Here is a 24603-nt window from a genome sequence, read left to right as displayed (position 1 = left end):
TGTTGTGCTGATAAGGAACAACCGTTGAACGAACACACATTGTCCATGCGCCTGGAGCGTGTGGCGGCAAACGTGCCGGCGGGTGCGCGCCTGGCCGATATCGGCTCGGACCACGGCTACCTGCCGGTAGCCTTGATGCGTCGCGGCGCGATCGCAGCGGCGGTGGCGGGTGAGGTGGCGGCCACGCCCTTTCACGCGGCCGAACGCACGGTACGCGACAACGCTCTGCAGCAGCACATCAGCGTGCGGCTGGCTGATGGCTTGGCGGCCATTGAACCGGCGGATGCAATCACCGCGATCAGCCTGTGCGGCATGGGCGGCGAAACCATCCGCGACATCCTCGACAGCGGCAGGGCGCACTTGAGCGGTCAGGAACGCCTGATCCTGCAACCCAATGGCGGCGAACAACCCTTGCGCCAATGGCTGATGGACAACGGCTACCGGATCGTGCGCGAGGAGCTGTTGCAGGAGAACCGGTTTTACTACGAAATCATCGTCGCCGAACGCGCTGAGCCGCTGGTCTACACGGCGCAACAGCTGTACTTCGGCCCGCTGCAGATGCAGGCGCGCAGCCCGCAGTTCCTGGGCAAGTGGCAACGCATGTTGCGTCAGAAGCACAAGACCCTGGCCAGCTTCGAGCAGGCCCGGCAGGCGGTGCCCCAGCACAAGGTGCAGGAGATTGAACAGCAGGCGCGCTGGATCACCCAGCTGCTGGCTTGAACTGGCAACAGTGAACAGGGTCACACATCCCAGACCGGCGCTTTACCCGGTCTCTTGCGCCGCCCATGATGGACGGCTCGCACTCATGGAGGACGCTGCGTATGTTTGGCTCCCTGCTCGACAAACTTTTCAATCGCCCGCTGACTGAAGATGCGTTCGCCGAGAAAGTCATCAAGGCGGCTCGCGAAGCGGGTTTCAGCGAACCTCTTGAGTACGCGCCCAAAGAGTTCCGCCTCAAGCATGGCGACGGTAGCTACTTCAACCTGCATAACGCATTCAATGACTATCAGAACGCCGAAAAAGCGCACAAATCTGACGTATTGAAAGGGTATGTATCGACCCTGCTCGGCTACAAAAAGCCAGCCCCGCCAACCTTCGAAGGCGTCAGGCCGCTGTTGCGGCCGGTGATTCGTAACCTGGCGATGCTCGAAGAAGTGCGCCTTCATCACGTCCGCAACAAGGGCTGGGATGCGCCGTACACCGCCGTTCATCAGGCGCTGGGCACCGACTGCGTGACCCTGCTGGCGGTGGACTACCCCGAGACTACGTCCACCCTGACCGAGGGGCCTGATCCACAGTGGGGCGTGAGCCTGGACGAGGCATTGGCGGTGGCGGTGAGCAATCTGCGTGAAGCGACCCAGGACGCGTTTGACGAAATCGTGCCCGGCCTCTACCTCGGCCGCTGGAATGACGGCTATGACACCAGCCGCGTGCTGCTGCCGGATGTCCTGCAGCGTGCGGCCATCAAGGGCCGCCCCGTGTTCATGATCCCGACCCGCGACATCCTGATGGTGACCGGTGACAAGGATGAAGCGGGCATTCGGCACATGGTCGAGGTCAGCTTCAAGGCCATGGAAAGCGGGCGCGCGGTGTCCAGCCAGGTCTACACCTATGACGATCAACGGATCGTGCCTTTCATCAGCCAGGATGAAGCGCTCACGGCGCGCATGGCGAGCCTCGAACACATGCTGCTGCAGGGCAACTACCACGCGCAGAAAGAGCAGCTCGACATCCTTCACGATGAGCAGAAAATCGACGTGTTTGTCGCGACCTACACGTTGTTCGAGTTAAAGGACAGTCACGGCAAGACCTTCTCGCTCTGTAGCTGGACAGAAACCGTCGACACCTTGCTGCCCAAGACCGACCGCGTGGCGCTGGTGCAGATCCAGCCCGATGGCACCGCCCAGACTCAAGTGGTCGAATGGGCTGAGCTTGAGGCCAAGTTGGGCGACCTGCTGGCGCCGGCCAGCCTGTACCCGGCGCGCTATCGCACGCTGGGTTTTCCGACGCCTGCGCAATTGAGTCAGTTGACGCCGCTGGTTTAGCGCCGGCTTGTCACGCGTCGCCCACCTGTGCAAGGATCGCCCATGACCAAATTTTCGCAAAGCAACCGCCATCACCCCCACGGACCTTGCCCAAGGTGCCGCGGTTGCTTGCGCTCACTGATTGACCAGAACCTCTGATCACTCGATGAACCACCACCCAAGGCGCCGATGGCGCCTTTTTTATTGCTTGTAAAAAGGGAGATTCAACAGATGACAATGCTACGGGGTACCCGAATAGTGACGGGCAAAGAAGCCGCGACAATGCGAGAGATCGAGGCGCGTTTTCGGAGCTATCTTCATCGACGCGGGCGCTGAAGAAGTCATCGTGCCGGCCCTGTGGGGCCAGGACACGTTTATCGAAAAAGCCGGCGGCAGTGAAATCATCGGGCAGATGTGGGCCTTTGATGACAAGGCCGGACGTCAGTGTTGCCTGATCCCGGAAGCCACCGCGCTGTTCCAGGAGCGCAACACGCAATTGCTTGGCGCGCGCGCGGAGGCGATGTTTTTCTACGTGGCGCGGTGTTACCGGTATGAGCGGCCGCAAGCTGGGCGCTACCGGGAGTTCACTCAGTTGGGGCTGGAAATTCTCAGCCCTGAGCCCGCGCTGGCGTTGCAGCGCAGCCAAGCGCTGTGCACCGGTTTTCTCGACACGCTGAACCTTGACTATGAGCTTAACCTGGCCGTCAAACGCGGGCTGAGTTACTACCTGCAAGGCAATGGCTTCGAGGTGCGCTGCCCCGCGTTGGGTGCTCAGCAACAAGTGGTAGGCGGCGGTGCATACCGCGAAGGCGCCGGGTTCGGCATCGGGCTTGAGCGTCTGGTGCTTGCGTTGGCGTGATGTGCAAGGACGCCTCCACCCGGAGGCGTCTCCTATCCGGCCGCCGGATATGCTCCAATAGCCGCCATCATTTGCTCACCCTGGGAACCCCGCCATGGCCGACACCACCGATCAAGCCTTCTACGACCGTGCAGACGCACACATCGAACTGTCGAACGAACAACTCAAAACCTGTGAAAACCTCGGCGAGGTCAGCGCCTCGATGATGTTCGGCACCACGCGCTTCAACGCCTGGGCCAGTGCACGCAACTTCAAGTCCGGCGCCGAAATGGCCGATGCGCGGGAAGCGATGCTGAAGTATTTCTGTGACCAGTACCGGATGATGCTTGAGGACAATCTGGATGATCACATCAATAATTTCAGTCAGTACATGTTGGTCAAATAGCTCGTCGGCACCGATTCCACTTGCTCTTGTACGTTGAGTTGTCCTTTCCTCAGCAGCCGTTGGATGTCCAGGGCTGTTTCAGATGCCCTTGCGCGCCAGGTCGGGCAGGTCAGTGCCCAGAGCCTCCAGGGCAAGCCAGCCTCCCTGGAAAGCCGGGTTACCGTTCCACTCTGCACACTGAGTGCTTTTGCCCCATTTTCGCGCATGCCCCAGCGCCGTCACCTCGCCAAGCCGCCTATTTCGCGACCCGCCACCAACGGCCCGTATCTTGCTAGTACCTTCCCAATCAATGACATGGCATTTTGCTTCTAGTCATATCCAGGTTGTTTGGGGGAGTGGGTCGGCCATGCACAGTCTTTTATCACCGGGTATCCGCCTGCTTGGCCATTTCGGTTTTGCGCGCAAGTTCCAGATCCTGTTTTTCCTGTTCATGCTGCCCCTGGCCGGAAGCCTGTGGCTGATCGGCCAGGACTATCGCGACAAATTAGCGGTGATTTCCAGCGAGCAGTCCGGCGTGCGCCAGCTGCTGGCCCTGGACACCCTGGATGGGCAGTTGACCGCACAACGCAACCTGGCTGCCCGCTGGAAAGCGCTGGATATTCTGCACACCCCAACCCCTGCCGCGCAGGCGGCGATGGACAACGTCGATGCCGGCAACCCGGCCATTGTGCAAAGCCTGCAAGCCTTGGGCGATGCGCTCAAGACCCACAACGCCAGCGCTGACACCCTGGCCCGTTTTGAGGCGTTGCAGGCGACGGTCAAGGGCATGGACACCCAATCGCTGCGCACCGTGGGCTGGTGGCCGGACGGTTATGACCGCTTTACCGCCGCCCTGACTGCGATGCAAACCTTGCGCGAGCAGATCACCCTGGACGCCGGCCTGATCCTCGACCCCTGGCTGGAAACCTACTTGCTGATGCAGATTTCCACCCAGCACACGCCGGACTTGATCGAGCGTGTCGGCCGCACCGCGAGCGTCGGGCAGTCCTCGATTGCCTCCGGGCAATTCACCTTGCAAAGCCGCTTGCAGATGCGCGACCTGCGCGGCCGAATCGGCGATGCACGTGACCAGTTGGTCAAGGCCGCCGCGTCACTCAAAGCCAAGCAATACGCCGGGATGCAACCGTGGACGGCGCAATACGACACCAGCCTGCAATTGCTCGATAACCAACTCAAAGGCCTGGACGACGGCGTGTTTGGCGGCACCATCAAGCTCGACACCGCAGGCTTTGATCGCAGTGTCGACAGCATCCTCGGCGCGTTGGGCGCACTGCGCAGCCAGTCGCTGCACTCGCTGGATGAACGTTTGAGTTATTACCGTGACCGCTCGCTCAGGGAGTTCATTCCGGTGGTGGCCACGTTCAGCCTGCTGGCGTTGGCGGCGTTGTACCTGTTTATTTGCCTGCAGGCTTCGATTCGTCGCAGTGCCAGTGGCATCACCACGCTCGCCGAGTCCCTGCGTGATGGCAACCTGTGCGTCGAAGTGGCGGTGGAAGGTCGCGATGAACTGGCGGCAATCAGCACCGCGCTCAACGTCGCCGTGGTGCAGCTGCGCACCAGCCTGCTGGGCGTCAACCACGAGACCCAGCAGTTGGGCTCGGCGGTGCTCACCCTCAACGCGCAATCGGGCAGCACCCTGACCGAAGTCGAAGACCAGCAACACCAGATCAGCCAGATCGCCGCCGCCGCCACGCAACTGGCGGCCACCTCGATGGGCGTCGCCAAAAGCTGCGAACAGGCTTCCGGCAGCGCCCAGCAAACCCGGCGTATCGCCGAAGACAGCAGCCGCGACAGCCAGCGCACCACGGCGAGTATCCAGCAACTCAACCAGCGCCTGACCGACACGGCGAATGCCCTGGAGCAAGTGAGCCAGCAGGGCCAGCAAATTCAGTCGGTGGTCGACACCATTCGCGGCATTGCCGAACAGACCAACCTGCTCGCACTCAACGCCGCCATCGAAGCCGCCCGCGCAGGCGAGCAAGGCCGTGGGTTTGCCGTGGTGGCGGATGAGGTGCGCAGCCTGTCGCAACGCACCCAGGCTTCGACGGCGCAGATCGCCGGCACGGTGGACAGCCTGCGCGCGACGGTGAGCCAGGCGGTCACGCTGATGGGCGCCGCGTGTGACCAGGCGCTGACTGACGCCGAGTCCGTCACCGGCCTGGGCACACGCCTGGGCGAAATTGCCGGCGCGGTGCAAAACGTCACCGACACCCTGGCGCAGATTGCGGCGGCGGTGGAAGAACAGGCGACGACGGCGGATGAAGTCAGCGGCAATATCCAGCAGGTCGATCAGGCCGCAGGGCGCTTGCTCGACGGCGCGCGTGCGGTGAACCAGGCGGCCGACACCTTGAGCAAAGGCAGCCGCGCCCTGAGTGAAAACACCGCGCGCTTTCGCCTGGACTGACCATCCCCCCCTGTGGCGAGCGGGCTTGCCCCGCGTTGGGCCGCGAAGCGACCCCAAACCCAACAACGAGAACTATCAGAAAAACCCCATCGCTCTAATTGGGCCTGCTTCGCCCCCCCAACGCGGTGCGCTCTGAATGAAAGCACCGCGCGTTAGATGAACCTTCAGCGCCAACAGGGCTCACTTATCAAGTCGCCCTGTTCCGTTGCCGAAAGGAATCTGCATGCCTTCAACCCCGCCATCACCCGACCTGACCGCCCCCGTGGAACGCGAACTCAGCCTGCGCGCGGTGATTACCGGGGTCGTGCTGGGCATCCTGCTCACGCCCTCGAATGTGTACGCGGGGCTCAAGATCGGCTGGTCGTTCAACATGTCGATCATCGCCTTGCTGGTCGGCTACGCCATCTGGCAGGGCCTGGCCAGGCGCAGCCCCGGGCAACTGCCGTGGACACTGCACGAAAGCAACATCAACCAGACCGTTGCCTCGGCCGCCGCCTCGATTATCTCCGGCGGGCTGGTGGCGCCGATCCCGGCCTACACCTTGTTGACCGGCCACACGCTGGACGCCTTGCCGATGATCGCCTGGGTGTTCTCGGTGAGCTTTCTCGGGATCTGGATCGCCTGGTACCTGCGGCCCTCGCTGCTCAATGACAACGCGCTGAAATTCCCCGAGGGCATGGCCACCCTGGAAACCCTGCTGCACATCTACAACCACGGCCGCGAAGCCGCCACGCGCTTGAAGGTGCTGCTCGGCGCCGCGTTGCTGTCCGGGCTGGTCAAGTGGGTGGATACGTTTATGTGGGCCTTGCCGCGCTGGTCGCCCAGCGCGGCGTTGGAGCGCCTGACGTTTACCGCCGACCCTTCGCTGCTGTTGCTGGGCTTTGGCGGCATCATCGGGATTCGCGTGGGCCTGACCCTGCTGCTTGGCGCCTTGCTCGCCTGGGGCGGGTTGGGGCCGTGGCTGTTGGCGCAAGGCCTGGTCAGCCTGCCGGCAGGCAGCAGCGGCCCCCAATTTGCCGCGTTGGTGGAATGGTTGCTGTGGCCCGGCGTGAGCTTGATGGTGTGTTCGACGCTGGCCTCGCTGGCGATCCGTCTGTGGGCCTTGCACACGTCCACCAAAGCCGGCGGCGGCACGCCCTGGGCGGTGCCCAAGGCTGGGCCTGCCGCCGGTTTTGCACTGGCGATTGTGCTGGTGGTGAGCCTGCAGGCGCTGTTGTTCGGCATCAACCTGTGGATGGCCTTGCTGACCATTCCCCTGGCGATTTGCCTGGCCGCCGTGGCGGCGCGCGTGGTGGGTGCCACCGGCATTCCGCCGATTGGCGCCATCGGGCAATTGTCCCAGCTGAGCTTCGGCATCGTTGCGCCGGGGCAAGTGCCGATCAACTTGATGAGTGCCAACACCGCCGGCGGCTCGGCCGGGCAATGCACGGACTTGATGAACGATTTCAAGGTCGGCAAGGCGATTGGCGCCACGCCGCGCAAGCAAGTGATCGCGCAGATTCTGGGGATTTTTGTGGGCAGCATCGTTGGCGTATTTGCCTACCTGGCGTTGATCCCCGACCCGCAAAGCATGCTGCTCACCGAAGAGTGGCCGGCGCCTGCGGTCGCCACCTGGAAAGCCGTGGCGCAAACCCTGACCCATGGCCTGGATTCATTGTCGGTGAGCATTCGTTGGGCGATTGGCCTGGCGGGTGCGGTCGGCGTGTTGCTGGGCGTTCTCGACAGCACTTTGTCGTCCCGACGCGCCCGGTATCTGCCCAGCGCCGCGGCCTTGGGCCTGGCCTTCGTGCTGCCGGCTTCGGTGTCGCTGATGATGGCCCTCGGCGCGGTGCTGACGTGGTTGGCGAGCTGCCGCTGGCCGAGTCTCACCGAACGTTTTGCGATTACCGCGGCGGCCGGATTGATCGCCGGGGAGAGCATCACCGGGGTCGGCGCGTCGTTGTGGGCGATGGTTGCGAATTAATCCATGGCACTCCACCGCGACAGCGTAGTCTCTTACCTGGATACCCACTCTCGTTCAGCGGAGCCCTTATGATCACTGTCCACCACCTCAACAACTCGCGTTCGCAACGCATTCTGTGGCTGCTCGAAGAACTCGGCCTGCCTTACCAGATCAAGCGCTACCAGCGCGACCCGAAAACCAACCTTGCTCCGCCCGAACTCAAGTCGATCAACCCGTTGGGCAAATCCCCGGTGATCGAAGACGGCGACCTTGTGCTGATCGAGTCCGCCGCGATCATCGACTACCTGATCCGCCGTCATGGCCAAGGCCGTCTGCAGCCCGATCCGGCTACGGCCACCTACGACAAATACGTGCAATGGCTGCACTTCGCCGAAGGCTCGGCAATGCTGCCGCTGATGCTCAACCTCTACGTCGGCCGCCTGGGTGAAGCGGGCGCACCGTTGCATCCGCGCATCGAGTCGGAGTTGGCCAACTACCTGGGCTACCTGAACGACGTGCTGGCGGATACGCCATACCTGGTGGGTGACGAGCTGAGCGGCGCGGATATCCAGATGAGCTTCATCGGCGAAATCGCCAAGGCCCAAGGCAAGCTGCAGGCCTACCCGAACCTGGCCGCGTGGGTGCAACGCTTCCAGGCGCGCCCGGCCTACCGCAAGGCAGTGGAGCAGGGCGGCGAGTACGCCTTCGCCAAATAAAAGCGCAGGCGTTACCCCTGTGACGAGCGGGCCTGGTGTGGCAAACGGGCCTGGTGTGACGAGCGGGCCCGGTGTGGCAAACGGGCCTGATGTGACGAGTGGGCTTGATGTGGCGAGCGGGCTTGCCCCGCGTTGGGCTGCGAAGCAGCCCCAAACCAGCCGCCGAGTACCGCCTGACACACCGCGTTCTGCTCCATTCATTGGGGCCGCTGCGCAGCCCAACGCGGGGCAAGCCCGCTCGCCACACCAGGCCCGTTCGCCGCAAGAGGCCCGCGCTTCACAACGCCTTAGCCCCTACAGCCCACCGAGAGCGGCCTCTAGCTGTTCGCAAACCGCTTCAACGAAAACGACGACAAATCCAGCTCACTCGACCCCCGCATACACCACTGCGCAAACGCCTCCCCCAACGCCGCCGAATGTTTGAAGCCATGCCCCGAACACGGCGACACCACCAGTGTGTGCTGCAGCGATGGGTGCTCGTCGATGATGAAATGGTGGTCCGGCGTCACCGTGTAGGCACACACCGCTGACTTCACCACCTCGGCCGTCACCCCGGCGATACGGCCCTGCACCTGCTGCTCATACATCTCGCGCGCTTGCGCCGCCGAGACCGTGCGGTCCAGCGTCTCAGGCGTGGCAGCGGTGTGATACTGCGCCGTGGCAAGTTTCAGGCTGCCCTCGCCGGGCAATGCGGGGAAGCCATAGTGGGTTTGATCCTGGCCATGCGTGAGGATATACGTGGGCGATTTGCCGACCAGATCGGCACCCGGTTCAAGCGCGAACCAGAACAGTTGCTGACGGTAAACGCTGAGCAACCGATCAAACGGCGCCCCGAGCAAACCGCCCGCCCAATTGCCCGCGCTCACCACCAGTTTGTCGGCCTGCAACGTGCGTTTGTCGGTGGTCACCGTCACGCCGTGCGCGTCCGAACTGATCTGGGTGACGGTCTCGCCCTTATACAGCGTGGCGCCGTGCTGCTCGGCCAGCTTGAGCTGCACATCGATACACCGCTCCGGGCGCACAAAGCCGCCACCGGGTTCGTAGTAGCCGATGGCGCTGTCCGCCACCTGGGAAAATTGCGCGAAGCGCTGGCGAATCTGCGTCGCATCCAGCAACTCGTGTTCGATGCCATAGGTTTGCGCCAGGCCAATGGTGCGCAGGGTGAAGTCGGTTTCATCGCTGGGGTCGAAGTCATCGCGGGAGGTCAGCACCAACAGCCCCGACTGCTCGAACAACGCCTCCCCGGACAACGCCTCCAGCTCACGCCAGATACGGTGCGAGTTGCGCACAATGGGCACGTACTGCGCGCCTTCACCCACCGACAGCCGCGTGATACGCGTATCGCCGTGGCTTGAGCCGAACGAGTGGGGCGGGTGATGGCGATCGATACCGGCAACGTTTACACCGGCTTTGGCCAGTTGGTACACCGTGGCGGCACCCATGGCGCCGAGGCCGATGACCAGCGATTCATAGCGTTCCAAGGTTGATACTCGCGTCTGAGGGCAGGGCAGTAGTTGAGGCCAAGACGGCAGAAAAAACAATGGGCAACAGGCACGGGCGCCTCGCCTAGCGCCGTTGGGCCACGCATTCTGCATATGCCAATTACAAAGCCCTTTGCAATTTTTTATTCTTTCCTAACCTATACCGCCTTCATGCAAAGTCCGCCTTTCCAGCGATGGATCTCCATCGTTCCTCGACAGCAAGGCTGAATGGCCGTTATCCGCACGGAGCATGCAATGGGTGTTAATCAGAACCTGCATTTCGGTCTGATTGGTCAGATGTTCAAGAGCGATTACAGCTGGCTGTGTGCGCGCGTTGGCCGGGCGATGGGATGCCCGCACGGGGCGCAGGATATTGCCTCGGAAACCTTTTTGCGGGTGCTGGCGTTGCCGGACCCGGCGGCCATTCGAGAACCACGCGCATTGTTGACCACCATTGCGCGGCGCCTGATGTATGAAGGCTGGCGCCGCCAGGACCTGGAACGGGCGTATCTGGAAGCACTGGCCCTGGCGCCGGAGTTGGTGCATCCGTCGCCTGAAGAGCGCTTGTTGCTGATCGAGACATTGCTTGAAGTCGACCGCTTGCTCAACGGCTTGTCGGCCAAGGCCAAGGCAGCGTTTTTGTATCACCAACTGGATGGGCTGACCTACGCGAAAATTGCCGAACGGCTGCAGGTGTCGGTGAGCCGGGTGCAGCAGTACATGGCCGATGCGTTCAAGCGTTGCTACCTGGCGATGGCGCAACCATGAGCACCAACCCGCCCGATGAGGCGATGATCGATGAGGCGGCGCAATGGATGGCGTTGCTGCAATCGGGGCATGCCAGTGCCCAGGAGCACCACGCGTTCCGCCGTTGGCGCGAGGGCGACCCACGGCGGGCCGAGGTCTTCAATATGATGGGCAGTGGCGTGTCGGCGCTGGGCAACGACGACCTGCGGCGCATGCCGCGCGAGAGCCTGTTGCACACCTTGAATGCGCCCTCGGGCCGTCGCCGCTTTTTGCGCAATACCCTGGCGTTGGTGGGCTTCGTTTCCTGCGCGAGCCTGGTCACGCGGCTGTCCGACAACTGGCTGCCGTCCGACGGCCTGCGCACCGGCACGGGCGAGCGCTTGAACCTGACGCTGGAAGACGGCAGCGCCTTGAGCCTGGATGCGCGCAGCAAGGTGATCACGCATTTCGACGCTCGGCAACGGCTGCTGGCGTTGCTCGACGGCAAACTGTTGGTGGACGTGATCAAGGACCCGCTGCGCCCGTTTATTGTCGAGACCGAGCAGGGCCGCATGCGCGCTTTGGGCACGCGTTTTCAGGTGCAGCAGGGCGACGGCCAGACACAAATCACGATGCTGCATTCCCAAGTGGAAATCACCACGTGCAGCGGCGCCGTGCAGGTGATCAACGCCGGCCAGAAAGCCACGTTCAACGCGCAGGGCCTGTTGAAACTCGAAGCCGCCAGCGGTGGCGAGGCCGCGTGGACGCAAGGCCTGCTGGAAGTGCGTGACCGCTCACTGGGTGAAGTGGTGGACGCATTGCGCGACTACCGGCGCGGCATTATCCGCATCAGCCCCGCGGCAGCCAGCCTGCGCTTGAGCGGGATTTTCCCGCTGGACGACAGCCAGCGTGCCCTGCAATTGCTGGCCCAGTCGTTGCCGGTGCAGGTCGACTACCACAGCCCGTACTGGGTCAGTATCGAGCGCCGATAAATCATTGCACGGCGCCCTATAAAAATCCCATGGCAGTTGCACAACCCTGTGCAGGCAGAGGTTTATCTGCCCGCGTACAGCCGTGTTCGCCGTTATAAACCCATGCCTTTTTAGCCTAACGCCCGTCTATAAAAACCGCTGATTGGTTGTTCAACCCATCAACTGCATAACACTGATGGGGAAGCTCAACCATGCACTTCAAACACCGCAATCGCTCATCGCTGGCGGCGCTGTCCTTGGCCCTTGGCGTGACCCTGGCCGGGCATGGCGCCCTGGCGTTCGGCCAGTCGCCGTCGCCGGCAGCTTCCACGCACGCCCAGACCTATGACTTCGATATCGCCAGCGGTCCCCTCGACCAGGCGTTGCTGAACCTGTCGCGCAACAGCGGGCAGACCATCGCCTTCCAGCAAGACCTGGTGCAAGGCCTTACCAGTGCCGCGGTGCGGGGGCGCCTGACCACCGAGCAAGCGCTGCAACAGGCGCTGCGTGGTTCGGCCCTGGACGCGGTGCCAAGCGGCGACGGCGGCTGGGTGCTGCGCCGCGCGGCCAAGGCGCCTGCCGCCAGCATCAAGGCGGCACCTGCTGCGGCCGTCGCCCTCGCACCAGTGCCTGGCGATGTGGCCCTGGAAAAAGTCGTGGTCACCGGCTCGCGCATTGCCCGCGCCCAGGTCGAAGGGCCGTCGCCGGTCACGGTAATCAGCGGCGAAGAAATCACCAGTCGTGGCTACAAGAATGTCTACGACGCCATCGCTTCGCAAACCCAGAACACCGGCATGACCCAGGGCGAAGACTACGGCAACACCTTCCAGCCCGCCGCCAGCGCCCTCAACCTGCGAGGGTTGGGGCCCAACCACACACTGGTGCTGATCAACGGCCGGCGCGTGGCCGACTACCCCACGGCGTACGACGGCGCGGTCAACTTCACTAACCTGGCGAATATCCCGGCGGTGATGATCGAGCGCATCGAAATCCTCAGCAGTGGCGCGTCGGCCGTGTACGGCTCCGACGCCATTGCCGGGGTGGTGAACATCATCCTCAAGGACAAAATCAGCGGCGTAGACGTTAACCTGCGCGGCGGTTACGCCGAGCGCGGCGGCGGCGACAACCAGCGGCTGCAGATCAGCGGCGGCGACAGTTGGGGCGATTTCGACGGTGTGTTCGGCCTTGAACTGACCAACCGCCAGCCGATCTGGAGCAACCAGCGCGGCTTCATGACAGACGGCCCGGCGGTCAACGTCGGCTACCGGCGCAACCTCGACAGCGGCGCCTACCTGGGGCCCGGCTGCGCCGCCTATGGCGGTATCTACAACGGCAAGCTGGGCAACACCGGCAATCGCTGCACCACCAACCAGTACTACAACGATTACTCGACCCTCCAGGCCGAGAAGGAGAACTACGACGGCTACACCCGTGGCACCTGGTATTTCAGCGACAGCGGCAAAGTATTTGCCGACCTGATGTTTGGCTTTGATCACACCCAGAACAACACGCGCGGCCCGAGCTTTACCTCGCCGGACTTCATCAACCAGAACACCGGCAACCTGGAGCGCTGGTCGCGTAACTTCGCCAGTGAGGAAATCGGCGGCAAGACCTCCAACAACAGCAAATGGCGCGAGCTGTCCTGGACCGGCACCCTGGGCCTGGAAGACAAGTTCGCCAACAGTGACTGGGGTTACCAGATCGCCGCCAACCGCTCCGAGTACACCAGCGACCGCAACACCCGCTACACACCGTTGAGCGGCATCCGCGATTACTACCTGGGGCCGCAACTGGGCACCCAGGACGGCCACCCGGTATTTGCCCCGGACCCGTCACGGCTGGACCAGCCGCTGACCGAAGCGCAGTGGCGGCAGTTTCGCGGCAACCTGGTGCAGAAGAGCAAGTCGGTGTCCCAAACCTTCAGCGCCAACATCAACGGTGACCTGTTCGACCTGCCGGCCGGGCCGGTGGGGTTTGCCGGTGTGACTGAAGTCGGGCGTCAGTCCTACAGCGTGCATGTCGATGACCAACTCAATGACGGCACCTTCTACAACACCACGCCGGCGTCCAATTCCGGCGGCTCGCGTGACCGTTATGCCGCCGGCGGCGAGTTCAGCATTCCGCTCACCGACACGCTGCTGGCCTCGGCGGCCGGGCGTTGGGACCAATACACATTCAGTGGCCGTTCCGAGCAACAGAAAACCTACAACCTGGGCCTTGAGTGGCGGCCGATCACCAGCCTGCTGTTTCGCGGCAGTTACGGCACCAGCTTTCGCGCGCCGGACCTTAATTACCTCTATCAGGCCGACAGCAAAGGCTACAAACCGGACCAGATCGACTACTACGGTTGCAGCAAAGGCCTTGAAGGCGCCTGTGATCGCGGGCGCGTTGACTACACCCAGAGCGGCACGCCGAACCTTGAGTCGGAGCGCGGTAAATCCTGGACTTATGGGGTTGTCTGGTCGCCCTCGCATCAGTTCGATGTGTCCGCTGACTTCTGGCGCGTGCAGATCAAGGACCTGCTGACCACCGTTGACATCAACCGCCTGCTGCAACAGGAAGACCAGTGCCGCAATGGCCTGCTCGACGCCGCCACCTGCGCCGATGTGCTGGCGCGTGTGCAGCGTAATGCCGGCAACGCGGCGGTCGATCCGAACAAGTTGCAACAGGTGTATGTCAATGCCATCAACGCCGCCAGCGAACGCGCCAGCGGCCTGGACCTCAAGAGCAATATCCGCTGGGGCGCAGGCGAGTACGGCGCGTTCAGTTCGGTGATCGGTTACAGCCTGGTGCTGTCCCACTACCTCAAGGAATCGGATGAGGCGCAAACCCAGAACCTGCGCAGCAGCACCAACAACTACGACTGGCGCAGCAAGGTCAACGCCAGCCTGACCTGGGATTACCAGCGTTTTACCACCACCCTGACCGGCATCCGGTACGGCAGCGTGACCAATGGCGCCGGCGACGGGCGCCTGTCGCCCTGGGCCACCTTCAACGCCAGCGCGCGTTATCAGGTCAATGACCAGGCCAGCGTTGGCCTGACCGTCAACAACCTGCTCAACACCTACAAGCATGATGATTCCGCCTGGCCGTATTACCCGGTGGGCAACTACGACCCCTATGGTCGGCAAGTCTGGCTGGACGTGAGTTACCACTTCGGCAAGTGAGGTGTCGCTAACGCATAAGGACATGCGTTAACGGTCTAAACGGCGCTCTATAAAAAAACCGGCATCGACGCACAACCCTGCATACCCAGACAAAGGACAGGGAGCCCTCGACGCATGCTTACGCCAAACCCCACACGTTTTTTACTCAGCCTCGCCGCCACGCTGGTCGCCGGTAGCGCGGCGGCCAGCCCGTTGGACATTCCCGCCGGGTCGCTCGACAAAACGCTGCTGAGTATTTCCCAGCAAAGCGGCAAGCCGATCGCGTTCGAACAACGCCTGGTCAGTGGCCTGAATGCACCGGCGATCAAGGGTGACCTCAGCGCCGGTGAAGCCCTGCAAATCGCCCTGCAGGGCACCGACCTGCAAGACAGCGAAAGCGCCAGCGGCATTGTGCTGAGCGCCGCACCGCGCGAGGCAACGATTGCGCCGGTGACCGCCGGGGTAGAAAGCCCGTCGCTGATCCCGCAATTGCAGCGCATCGAAGTCACCGGCAGCGCGATCCGCCGGGTTGATGCGGAAACCGCCGTGCCGGTGACCATCCTGCGCACCGAAGAGCTGAAAAAACAGGGCGTCACCACCACCGAGCAATTGATCAGCCGTATTTCCGCCAACCAGTCCTCGGTAGGCTCCGGCCGCTCGATCGGTTCCAGCAGCGGGGGTGCGGCCTATGCCGACTTGCGTGGCATCGGCCCGAACAAAACCCTCGTGCTGCTCAACGGCAGGCGCCTGGCCAACAACGCCACCAGTGCAATCAACGGCTCGGGTGTAGACCTTAATACCATCCCGTTTGCCGCCATCGACCGCGTGGAAGTGCTGCGCGACGGCGCGTCGGCGTTGTATGGCACGGACGCCATCGGCGGGGTGATCAACTTCATCACCAAAAAAAGCGTGACCGACGGCCAACTGACCCTGGGCGGCAGCACGCCAACCCGCTCCGGTGGCGGTGAAACCAATAACTTCAGTGGCAGCTGGGGGTTTGGCGACCTGGAAGAAGACCGCTTCAACGTGTTCGGCGTGGTCAGCCACGACAAACAGCAAAGCCTCAAGGCCAAAGACCGCGACTACACCTACAACTACCAGCCGGGCCGTGGCCTGGATTATTCATCGGGCATCGCCTCACCGGCCAACTACAGCCAGGGCGCGAACGCGAGCAACCCGTTGGCGGCGTCCGGCTGTAATGCACCGGGGCTGATTTCCCGCAGCGGCATCTGCCGCCAATCGCTGTGGAGCTACCTGGACCTGGTGCCAGAAACCGAAAAGACTTCGTTCTTCGGCAAAGCCAGCGGCAAGTTGGCGGACGAGCATACCGTCAGCCTCGAGTACTTCTGGGCACGCAACCTCAACCGTACCCAGATCGGCCCCGGCTTGCTGCAAGGGCTGCAAGTGCAACCGGGCACGCCGTTCTACCCAGGCAACGGCATCACACCGGGCCCGACTCAGTTTGCGCTCGACCCGACGCAGCCGGTCGATGTGAACTGGCGCGAAAGTGAAGTGGGCCCACGCAAGCATGAAGACGATAACGTCGGCCAGCGCCTGCTGCTGACCTTCGAAGGCACGCTGGCGGGCTGGGATTACAACGTCGGCGCGGCCTACAACCAGAACAAAGTCACCAACACGATCAAAAGCGGTTATGTGGACGACCGTGTGGTTGCCAGCGGCATCAACACCGGCGTGATCAACCCGTTCGGTCCGCAGACGGCGGCCGGCAGTGCGTTGCTCGGCGCCAGCGGGGTAGACGGCGACTACGGCTCTGCCGTCGGCCGTGTCAAAAGCATCGATGGCCGTATCAGCCGCGACATCGGCGACTGGTTCGGCGCAGGCCCGTCGGCCCTGGCGCTGGGCGGTGAGTACCGCAAGGAAGACTTCCACCAGGACTTCGCCGACTTTGCCGCCAACGTGCAAAGCCTGGGCGTCGACCCGGCCGCGACGGTGGCGGGGGATCGCACGGTGTCGGCGCAATACGCCGAGGTCAACGTGCCGGTGATCGACAGCCTCGAGCTGTCGGCAGCGCTGCGTCACGACAAATACAGTGACTTTGGCAACACCACCAACCCCAAATACTCGTTCCGCTTCCAGCCGTTCCGCGAATTGGTGGTGCGTGGCGCCTACAGCGAAGGCTTCCGTGCGCCGTCCCTGTATGAACTCTACAACCCCAACTTCACCAGCTTTACCGTGGCCAACTACAACGACCCGCGCCTGTGCGCTGGCGGCTCGCCGAGCAACGGTGGCCTGGCTAACCGCGATTGTGCGCAGCAGTTTTTCAGCCGCAGTGGCGGTAACACCAGCCTGAGCCCCGAAACCGCGCGCAACGTGACCTTGGGCTTTGTCTATCAGCCGATCACCAACTTGTCGGTGGGCCTGGATTTCTGGTGGATCAAGATCGCCAATCAGATCGCCGAGTTCCCGGAGTCGGCGGTCTTCGAACAGCCTGACCTGTACTCGGACCGCATCGTGCGCAAGGCCGATGGCTCCATCGACCACATCGTCACCGGGCTCGCCAACCTGGGCAAGGTCAAGACCAACGGCGTCGACGTCAGCCTCGACTACCGCTTTCCCGAGTCCCGGCTGGGCCAGTTCGGCACCAACCTGCAAGGCACTTACGTGGATCGCTACGTGTACCAGCAGCAGCTCAAGGGCGATTACATCGACAAGGCCGGTGACTTTCGCGGCGGCGATTTTGCCTCGGCCGGCGCCGTCGCCCGCTGGCGTCACAGCCTGACCGGCACCTGGAACAAAGGCCCGCTCGGCGCCTCGCTGACCAACCGCTACACCAGTGGCTACAACGACTACAACCGCGCCTTCCACGACAAGGTCGGCGCCTGGAGCGTGTGGGACCTGGCCGGCACCTACACCTGGCGTGACACCGCGCAGGTCACGGTGGGCGTGCAGAACGTGTTTGACCGCGAACCACCGTTCAGCAACCAGACCTCGACCTTTCAGAGTGGCTACGACCCGCGTTACTCCGACCCGTTTGGCCGCACGTTGTATAGCCGGGTTTCCTACAACTTCTGAGGATGAAGCACTGCCTCAGGAACAAAGCACATTAACGGTGGGCGCTGGCTTGCCGGCGATAGCGGTGGATCAGTCGATGAACTACTGGCTGACAGGGCCTCATCGCAGGCAAGCCAGCGCCCACACGTGATCTTCAGTGTTTTCAAAAAAGGAGCCGCGTTTGTGATCCTGTGTCGTTTCATCCTGGCAGCGCTGTTGCTGGGGCTTTGGGCGCCGTCACTGCTGGCGCAACCGGTGCATGCATTAACGGTTTACGGCGAAGCCCCCAAGTACCCGGCAAACTTCAAGCACCTGGACTACGTCAACCCGAACGCCCCCAAGGGCGGCAGTTTTCGCCGCTCGTCCATGGAAGGCGGCGCGTTCGATCACCTGATCCCGTATGTCGACAAAGGCACCGGCATCACGCAGATCCAGGGCTGGCTGTACAGCCCGCTGGCGTACCGCTCACAGGATGAGCCCTACACCGTGTATGGATTGGTGGCGCAGACCCTGGAGCTGGCCGACGACCATTCGTGGATACGTTTCTACCTCAACCCCAAGGCGCGTTTTGCCGATGGCACGCCCATCAACGCCCAAGACGTGGCCTACACCTTCAAGCTGTTCACCACCCAGGGCAGCCTCGCGTACCGCCAAACCTTTGCCGACGTGGATGAGGTGCAGGTGGAATCACCGACCCAAGTGCGCTTCACCTTCAAAAGCGCCGACAACCGCACCTTGCCGCTGGACATCGCCTCGTTGCCGGTGCTGCCGGAGCATTGGTGGCGCGGGCGTAACTTTGCCAACGGCGGCGGCTTTGAACCGCCGCTGGGCAGCGGCCCGTACCGCATCAGCGCAGTGGACAACGGCCGCAGCGTCACCTTCGAGCGGGTCAAGGACTGGTGGGGGCAAGACTTGCCGGTGACCCAAGGGCAGTACAACTTCGACAGCCTGCGCCTGGAATTTTTCGCCGACACCGACGTGTCGCGCCAGATCCTGCAAGCCCAGGGCTATGACTTCAACCGCGAGTTTTCGGCCACCAGTTACTCGGTGGGCTACGACGGTGAAGCCTTGCGCGACGGGCGCCTGCAACGCGAGCAGCTGGCCCCGGATGCGGTGCAGGGCACCCAGGGGTTTGTGTTCAACCTGCAAAAACCGCAGTTCCAGGACCGCCGCGTGCGTGAGGCGTTGAGCTTGCTGTGGGATTTCGACTGGAGCAACCGGCAGATCATGCACGGCATGTACCTGCGCCAGCGCAGCTTTTTTTCGCGCAGCCCGCTGGCGGCCAGTGAGCTGCCCGACGCCCAGGAGCGGGCGATCCTCGAACCCTGGCGCGGCCAGGTGCCGGATGCGGTGTTCGATCAGGTGTATCAACCGCCGCACACCGACGGCAGCGGCCGCATTCGGCCCCAGCAGGCGCAAGCCTTGAAGTTGCTCGAGGCGGCGGGCTGGACACCCAAGGGCGACCAACTGGTGAATGCCGAGGGCACGCCCTTGCAGTTCACCTTTCTCAACAGCCAAAAGGGCTTTGAACGTTTGCTGCTGCCGTACAAACGCAACCTCGCGCAGATCGGCATCGGCTTCAACATTCGCATGATCGACTCGGCCCAGTACACCAACCGCGTGCGCGCCCGGGACTACGACATGATTGTTGTGGGCTACCCGGTCAGCCCCTCGCCGGGCCGCGAATTGATCAACTATTTTGGCTCCGAAAGCGCCGACGACCCGGGCTCCAACAACTACATGGCGCTGCGCAACCCCGCAGTAGACACATTGATTGATGGCCTGGTGCGCGCCAACGACCGTCCGAGCATGGTGCGCTACGCCCACGCGCTCGATCGTGTTTTGCAGTGGGGCTTCTATTGGATTCCCAACTACTACCCGCCAGGCTCGTCGTCGCTGTGGTGGAACCGTTTCGGCCGCCCGCGCACGGCGCCGCTCAATGAGGTGGGCATCGACACCTGGTGGGAGCTGAGCCCGACGCCGCTGACCACTGCGCAAATGCGTGAACTGACCGAGGTGAGCCAACATGCTGGCCTATAGCGCGCGCCGTTTGTTGCTGATCGTACCGACCCTGTTGTGCATTTTGCTGGTGAATTTTTTTATCGTGCAGGCCGCACCCGGTGGTCCGGTGGAGCAAGCCATCGCGCGCCTGCAAGGCATCGGCACCCAGGCCTCCGCGGCGGGCACCCGCGTGGAAACGGGCAGCACTGAATCACGCACCACCCGTGGCCTGGACCCGGCGCTGGTAGCCGATATCGAGCGCCAATACGGCTTTGACAAACCCTTGGGCGCACGCCTGTGGCTGATGCTCAGCAGCTACGCGCGGCTGGATTTTGGCGACAGCTTCTTTCGCGGCGCCAAGGTCACCGACCTGATCCTGCAAAAACTGCCGGTGACCTTATCGCTGGGCTTTTGGGCCACGCTGATCAGTTACCTGGTGTCGATCCCGCTGGGCATTCGCAAGGCCGTGCGTCATGGCAGCCGCTTTGATGTGTGGAGCAGCGCGGCGGTGATCATCGGCCATGCCATGCCGGCGTTTCTGTTTGCGTTGCTGCTGATCGTGGTGTTCGGCGGCGGCAGCTTGTTGAACTGGTTTCCAGTGCGCGGGCTGGTCTCGGAAAACTTCGCCGAGCTGTCCTGGGCGGGCAAGGTGGTCGACTACTTCTGGCACCTGGTACTGCCGGTGTCGGCGCTGGTGATCGGCGGCTTTGCCACCCTGACCATCCTTACCAAAAACAGCTTTCTCGATGAAATCAGCCGCCAGTACGTGGTGACCGCACGGGCCAAGGGCTTCAGCGAAAAACAGGTGTTGTACAAGCACGTGTTTCGCAACGCCATGCTGCTGATTGTGGTCGGGCTGCCCCAGGCGCTTACGGCCATGCTGTTTGGCGGCTCGCTGCTGATTGAAGTGATTTTTTCCCTCGACGGCCTCGGCCGCCTGAGCTACGAAGCGGCGGTGGCGCGGGATTATCCCGTGGTGTTCGGCACGCTGTTTATCTTCACCTTGGTGGGGCTGGTGATCAAATTGCTCGGTGATGTGTGTTACCGGCTGCTGGACCCGCGTCTGGATTTTTCTGCGAGGGCGCATTGATGCAGGCTTTTTCCCCGACCACACGCCGCCGCTGGTTGCACTTCAAACGTAATCGCCGGGGCTGGTGGTCGCTGTGGCTGTTTGTGGCGTTGTTTGTTGCCTGCCTGGGCGGTGAGCTGTTGGCCAACGACAAACCCTTGCTGGTGGCCTACCAGGGCGCGTTGTATTTTCCGGCATTGGAGCGCTATACCGAGCAGGACTTCGGCGGCACGCTGCCGTTTCAACCGGACTACCGCGACCCTTACGTGCGCGAGCTGATCGAAGGGCAGGGCGGCTGGATGCTGTTCGCGCCGGTGCCGTTCAGCTACGACACGGTCAATTACGACCTCACCGCGCCATCGCCCACGCCGCCCAGCGCGCAGAACTGGCTGGGCACCGACGACCAGGCGCGGGACGTGCTGGCGCGGGTGATTTTCGGCACGCGGGTGTCGCTGTTGTTTGCGTTGGCGTTGACCGTGGTGAGCGCCTTGATCGGTGTCGCCGCCGGCGCGCTGCAAGGCTATTACGCCGGCTGGGTCGACCTGTTGGGGCAGCGCTTGATCGAGATTTGGTCCGGGCTGCCGGTGCTGTATTTGCTGATTATCCTGTCCGGTTTTGTCGAGCCGAGCTTCTGGTGGTTGCTGGGGATCATGGCACTGTTTTCCTGGCTGACCCTGGTAGACGTGGTGCGCGCCGAGTTCCTGCGCGGGCGCAACCTGGAGTACGTGAAGGCCGCCCGCGCCCTCGGTGTGGGCGATTTTGCGGTGATGCTGCGGCACATCCTGCCCAATGCCGTGACGGCGACTTTGACCTACCTGCCGTTCATCCTCACCGGCGCGATATCCACGCTCACCGCGCTGGATTTTCTCGGCTTCGGCATGCCCACCGGCAGCGCCTCGCTGGGTGAGTTGATCGGGCAGGGAAAAAATAACCTGCAAGCCCCATGGCTGGCGCTGACGGCGTTTTTTGCGCTGGCGCTGATCCTGTCCCTGTTGGTGTTTATCGGCGAAGCCTGCCGCGATGCCTTTGACCCTCGATCCTGATAAGCGAGCCGTGCCGTGACTGATGCGTTGATTGAAATTCGTAACCTGCAGGTGGCGTTCGAGGGGCATAAGGCGGTGCGCGGTATTGACCTGGATATTCGCGCCGGCGAATGCCTGGCGCTGGTGGGCGAGTCGGGCTCCGGCAAGTCGGTGACCGCGCATTCGATCCTGCAATTGCTGCCCGCGCACACCACGCGCACCCAGGGCAGCATTCGCTACCTGGGCGAAGAGCTGCTCGGCGCGCCGCCTGCGCGCCTGCGCCAGATTCGTGGCGACCGCATCGCCATGATCTTTCAAGAGCCGATGACCTCGCTCAACCCGCTGTACAGCATCGAGCGACAACTGTCCGAAACCCTGCTGCTGCACAAAGGCCTGGGCGGTGCGGCCGCACGCGCGCGCGTCTTGGAATTGCTCGAACTGGTGGGCATCCAGCAGCCGCGCCAGCGCCTGAATGCCTACCCGCATCAACTCTCCGGCGGGCAGCGTCAACGGGTGATGATTGCCATGGCGCTGGCTTGCGAGCCGCTGCTGTTGATTGCCGATGAACCTACTACCGCGCTGGACGTGACCGTGCAGCGGCGCATTCTCACGCTGCTCAAAGACCTACAACACCGCCTGGGCATGGCGCTGTTGCTGATCAGCCACGACCTCAACGTGGTGCGCAGCATTGCCCAGCGCGTGGCGGTAATGCGCGCGGGGCAGATCGTCGAACAGGCCGAGTGCCAGACCCTGTTTGCTGCGCCGCAGCACGCCTACACTCGCCAGTTGCTGCAAGCCGAGCCGGACGGGCGTGCGCTCAAACGTGCGCCGGCCGGCAACCTGCTGGAAGTGGACGGCCTGAGAGTCTGGTTCGCCCAAGGCGGCCTGCTGCGGCGTAAGCCGCCGATCAAGGCGGTGGACGGCATCGACCTGCGTTTGCAGCGCGGCAAAACCCTGGGCATTGTCGGCGAGTCCGGCTCGGGCAAGTCCACGCTGGGCCAGGCGATCCTGCGCCTGGTGGACGCCCAGGGCAGTATCCGCTTTGAGGGCCAGGCCCTCGACGCCCTTAAAGGCAAGGCGCTGCGCCCATGGCGGCGCAAGCTGCAAGTGGTGTTCCAGGACCCGTTCGGCAGCCTCAGCCCACGCATGAGCGTGCAGCAAATCATTGAAGAAGGCCTGCGCGTGCACACCGACCTCACTGCCGCCCAGCGTGAAGCCGACGTCATCAGCGCACTGCGCGACGTCGGCCTCGACCCCGACACCCGCCACCGTTTCCCCCACGAGTTTTCCGGCGGGCAACGCCAACGCATCGCCATCGCTCGCGCGCTGGTGATAAAACCCGACCTGATCCTGCTCGACGAACCCACCTCGGCGCTGGACCGCACCGTGCAAAAACAAGTGGTGAGCCTGTTGCGTCGGTTGCAGGAGGAGCACGGCCTGACCTACCTGTTTATCAGCCATGACCTGGCCGTGGTACGCGCGTTGGCGCACGACTTGATGGTGGTCAAGGACGGCGTGGTGGTGGAGGCGGGGAGTACGCAGCAGCTGTTTGAGGCGCCGCAGCATGCCTATACGCGGGATTTGCTGGTGGCCTCGGCATTGCGGCCACTGGAATGATCAGTTCCAACAGCGCTTCAGCGGGCAACAACGATCAACTGTGGGAGCTGGCTTGCCTGCAGCACGAAGTCTGTGGCAGGTGGACTGTTGTGGCGAGCAGGCTTGTCCTGCGTTGGGCTGCGAAGCGGCCCCAGTAAAGGCACTGCAATTTTCCTGAAAGAACTCAGCGTCTGGGTTTGGGGCTGCTTCGCAGCCCAACGCAGGACAAGCCTGCTCGCCACAGGAGAAATTGGCTGCCTTCAAAAGTTGTGTAGATACCCATAGCTATCGCAGGCAAGCCAGCTCCCACAATCACTGTGGGAGCTGGCTTGCCTGCGAAGGCATCAACACGGGCGACCTGCCGAGCCGAAAGACCTGAATCGCCGCAGTATCAGGCCAGTCGCGCGCGCCAATCACCGCCATGCTGGAGGTTGCAGGCTTCTTCGCAATCAAAGCGCACGCAGCGCTCGATTTTCACGGGGGCCACCTCGGCGTCCTCCAACGCAGCAGCCGTCAGTTCGCGCATACGTTGATCCGCGCCGTTTGCCAGGGCCTGCTCCTTGTTGGCCCGCGTATCGAACACCCAAATCACCCGCAGGCTTTGGGGGAACGCGGCGTAATCAACCGTGTGAGTCAGCCACTCGAAGCCCGGGATATCAGCCTTGGCGGTTTCGCAGGCTTCGGTCAGCGTGGCGACCAGGCGGCGTTCGAGGCGGGCGGTGTCGCGTTTGGTTAGGGGCATCAAAGGTCCTGAGATTCAAAAAAAGTCATCACATCATCCGGCGCGTATTCAGGGGTTAGCCAGGTGTTTCCATCAGCTCAAAGTGAAAGGCCTTAGACCTGAATGTCACACCACGCCTCAACGGCGTGCAGCCGCAAGGTCAGCCCCGATGCGAAGCACACGACCACGTGATGGTCGGCGGGGAAGGTGTCGCAGAGGTAGAACGTATCCGTCTCGGCGTCGGCCGCCACAATGCCGATGGCGTGAAGCACCGTGTCGTCCTCAATCGGGCTGTCATGGCGCCCTTCGGCCGAAAAATAACTCACGCCATGGAAGGTGATGGTGATTTCCCGTGGCTCTTCGGGCGGCACCCAGTCCGCGGTCCGTCGCGTAAACCTGAGCGACAGCCTGCGCTCAGACAGCGCGTAATGGATGTCGCTGGCGACATAGAAATTGTGCAGGTCACAGGCGCGTCCTTCGACCTCAACCTCTATATGCCCGAGTACAAAACCGTGAAATTTCATCGCG

The 24603-nt window shown here is 62.8% G+C and carries 18 protein-coding genes; 15 read left to right on the top strand and 3 right to left on the bottom strand.

Features of this window, described 5'->3' with window-relative positions:
* Positions 1 to 24 precede the first annotated feature (24 nt).
* The 7 genes from C4J83_RS20670 (at position 25) to C4J83_RS20640 (ending at position 8330) form a co-directional block, all read left to right on the top strand.
* The gene (locus tag C4J83_RS20670; protein ID WP_119742524.1) at positions 25 to 720 is read left to right on the top strand and encodes a tRNA (adenine(22)-N(1))-methyltransferase; all 696 of its coding nucleotides are present in this window, start codon (positions 25 to 27) and stop codon (positions 718 to 720) included.
* A 101-nt stretch (positions 721 to 821) separates the two neighbouring features.
* The gene (locus C4J83_RS20665) at positions 822 to 2045 is read left to right on the top strand and encodes a DUF1444 family protein (protein WP_124418069.1); all 1224 of its coding nucleotides are present in this window, start codon (positions 822 to 824) and stop codon (positions 2043 to 2045) included.
* A gap of 292 nt (positions 2046 to 2337) precedes the next feature.
* Positions 2338 to 2883 carry an ATP phosphoribosyltransferase regulatory subunit gene (locus tag C4J83_RS20660; protein WP_124418068.1) on the top strand — a complete coding sequence of 182 codons (546 nt, stop codon included), beginning with the start codon at positions 2338 to 2340 and terminating at the stop codon, positions 2881 to 2883.
* A gap of 94 nt (positions 2884 to 2977) precedes the next feature.
* Positions 2978 to 3268, top strand: coding sequence for a DUF3144 domain-containing protein (locus tag C4J83_RS20655; protein WP_106576631.1), 291 nt, complete (start codon positions 2978 to 2980; stop codon positions 3266 to 3268).
* A gap of 346 nt (positions 3269 to 3614) precedes the next feature.
* Complete coding sequence (locus tag C4J83_RS20650; protein WP_124418067.1) at positions 3615 to 5672, top strand: methyl-accepting chemotaxis protein; 2058 nt, start codon at positions 3615 to 3617, stop codon at positions 5670 to 5672.
* 223 nt (positions 5673 to 5895) lie between these two features.
* A complete protein-coding gene (locus C4J83_RS20645) occupies positions 5896 to 7635 on the top strand; it encodes an OPT family oligopeptide transporter (RefSeq protein ID WP_124418066.1) in 1740 nt (579 codons plus the stop codon).
* 68 nt (positions 7636 to 7703) lie between these two features.
* Positions 7704 to 8330, top strand: coding sequence for a glutathione S-transferase family protein (locus tag C4J83_RS20640; protein WP_124418065.1), 627 nt, complete (start codon positions 7704 to 7706; stop codon positions 8328 to 8330).
* A gap of 317 nt (positions 8331 to 8647) precedes the next feature.
* On the opposite strand, the gene solA is transcribed toward C4J83_RS20640, so the two are convergent.
* Complete coding sequence (solA, locus tag C4J83_RS20635) at positions 8648 to 9811, bottom strand: N-methyl-L-tryptophan oxidase (RefSeq protein WP_124418064.1); 1164 nt, start codon at positions 9809 to 9811, stop codon at positions 8648 to 8650.
* A gap of 255 nt (positions 9812 to 10066) precedes the next feature.
* Here solA and C4J83_RS20630 point away from each other — a divergent pair, with 255 nt between their 5' ends.
* The 8 genes from C4J83_RS20630 to C4J83_RS20595 all read left to right on the top strand — a co-directional run bounded on the left by C4J83_RS20630 (position 10067) and on the right by C4J83_RS20595 (position 23375).
* Positions 10067 to 10579, top strand: a complete 513-nt coding sequence (locus C4J83_RS20630) for a sigma-70 family RNA polymerase sigma factor (RefSeq protein WP_124418063.1) — start codon at positions 10067 to 10069, stop codon at positions 10577 to 10579.
* A complete protein-coding gene (locus C4J83_RS20625) occupies positions 10576 to 11529 on the top strand; it encodes a FecR domain-containing protein (RefSeq protein WP_124418062.1) in 954 nt (317 codons plus the stop codon). Before C4J83_RS20630 ends, C4J83_RS20625 begins: the two co-directional genes overlap by 4 nt.
* A 191-nt stretch (positions 11530 to 11720) precedes the next feature.
* Entirely contained in the window at positions 11721 to 14675 is a 2955-nt protein-coding gene (locus C4J83_RS20620; protein WP_124418061.1) for a TonB-dependent receptor, read from the top strand.
* Between the two features lie 114 nt (positions 14676 to 14789).
* Complete coding sequence (locus C4J83_RS20615; protein WP_256660613.1) at positions 14790 to 17687, top strand: TonB-dependent receptor; 2898 nt, start codon at positions 14790 to 14792, stop codon at positions 17685 to 17687.
* A gap of 162 nt (positions 17688 to 17849) precedes the next feature.
* The gene (locus C4J83_RS20610) at positions 17850 to 19706 is read left to right on the top strand and encodes an extracellular solute-binding protein (RefSeq protein WP_124418060.1); all 1857 of its coding nucleotides are present in this window, start codon (positions 17850 to 17852) and stop codon (positions 19704 to 19706) included.
* Positions 19693 to 20757 carry a microcin C ABC transporter permease YejB gene (locus tag C4J83_RS20605; RefSeq protein WP_106576640.1) on the top strand — a complete coding sequence of 355 codons (1065 nt, stop codon included), beginning with the start codon at positions 19693 to 19695 and terminating at the stop codon, positions 20755 to 20757. The genes C4J83_RS20610 and C4J83_RS20605 overlap by 14 nt, the downstream gene beginning before the upstream one ends.
* On the top strand, positions 20757 to 21779 hold the full coding sequence (locus C4J83_RS20600) for an ABC transporter permease (protein WP_164487956.1): 1023 nt from the start codon (positions 20757 to 20759) through the stop codon (positions 21777 to 21779). The genes C4J83_RS20605 and C4J83_RS20600 overlap by 1 nt, the downstream gene beginning before the upstream one ends.
* Positions 21780 to 21794: 15 nt before the next feature.
* On the top strand, positions 21795 to 23375 hold the full coding sequence (locus C4J83_RS20595; protein WP_124418058.1) for an ABC transporter ATP-binding protein: 1581 nt from the start codon (positions 21795 to 21797) through the stop codon (positions 23373 to 23375).
* A gap of 370 nt (positions 23376 to 23745) precedes the next feature.
* On the opposite strand, the gene C4J83_RS20590 is transcribed toward C4J83_RS20595, so the two are convergent.
* Both C4J83_RS20590 and C4J83_RS20585 read right to left on the bottom strand, forming a co-directional pair.
* The gene (locus C4J83_RS20590) at positions 23746 to 24096 is read right to left on the bottom strand and encodes a hypothetical protein (protein ID WP_124418057.1); all 351 of its coding nucleotides are present in this window, start codon (positions 24094 to 24096) and stop codon (positions 23746 to 23748) included.
* Between the two features lie 92 nt (positions 24097 to 24188).
* Positions 24189 to 24599, bottom strand: a complete 411-nt coding sequence (locus tag C4J83_RS20585) for a hypothetical protein (protein ID WP_124418056.1) — start codon at positions 24597 to 24599, stop codon at positions 24189 to 24191.
* Between the last annotated feature and the right edge of the window lie 4 nt (positions 24600 to 24603).

This window comes from Pseudomonas sp. LBUM920 (assembly GCF_003852315.1).
Classification (GTDB): Bacteria; Pseudomonadota; Gammaproteobacteria; order Pseudomonadales; family Pseudomonadaceae; genus Aquipseudomonas.
Note: the sequence above shows the minus strand (reverse complement) of the source record. Positions and strands in the feature narration are given on the sequence as shown.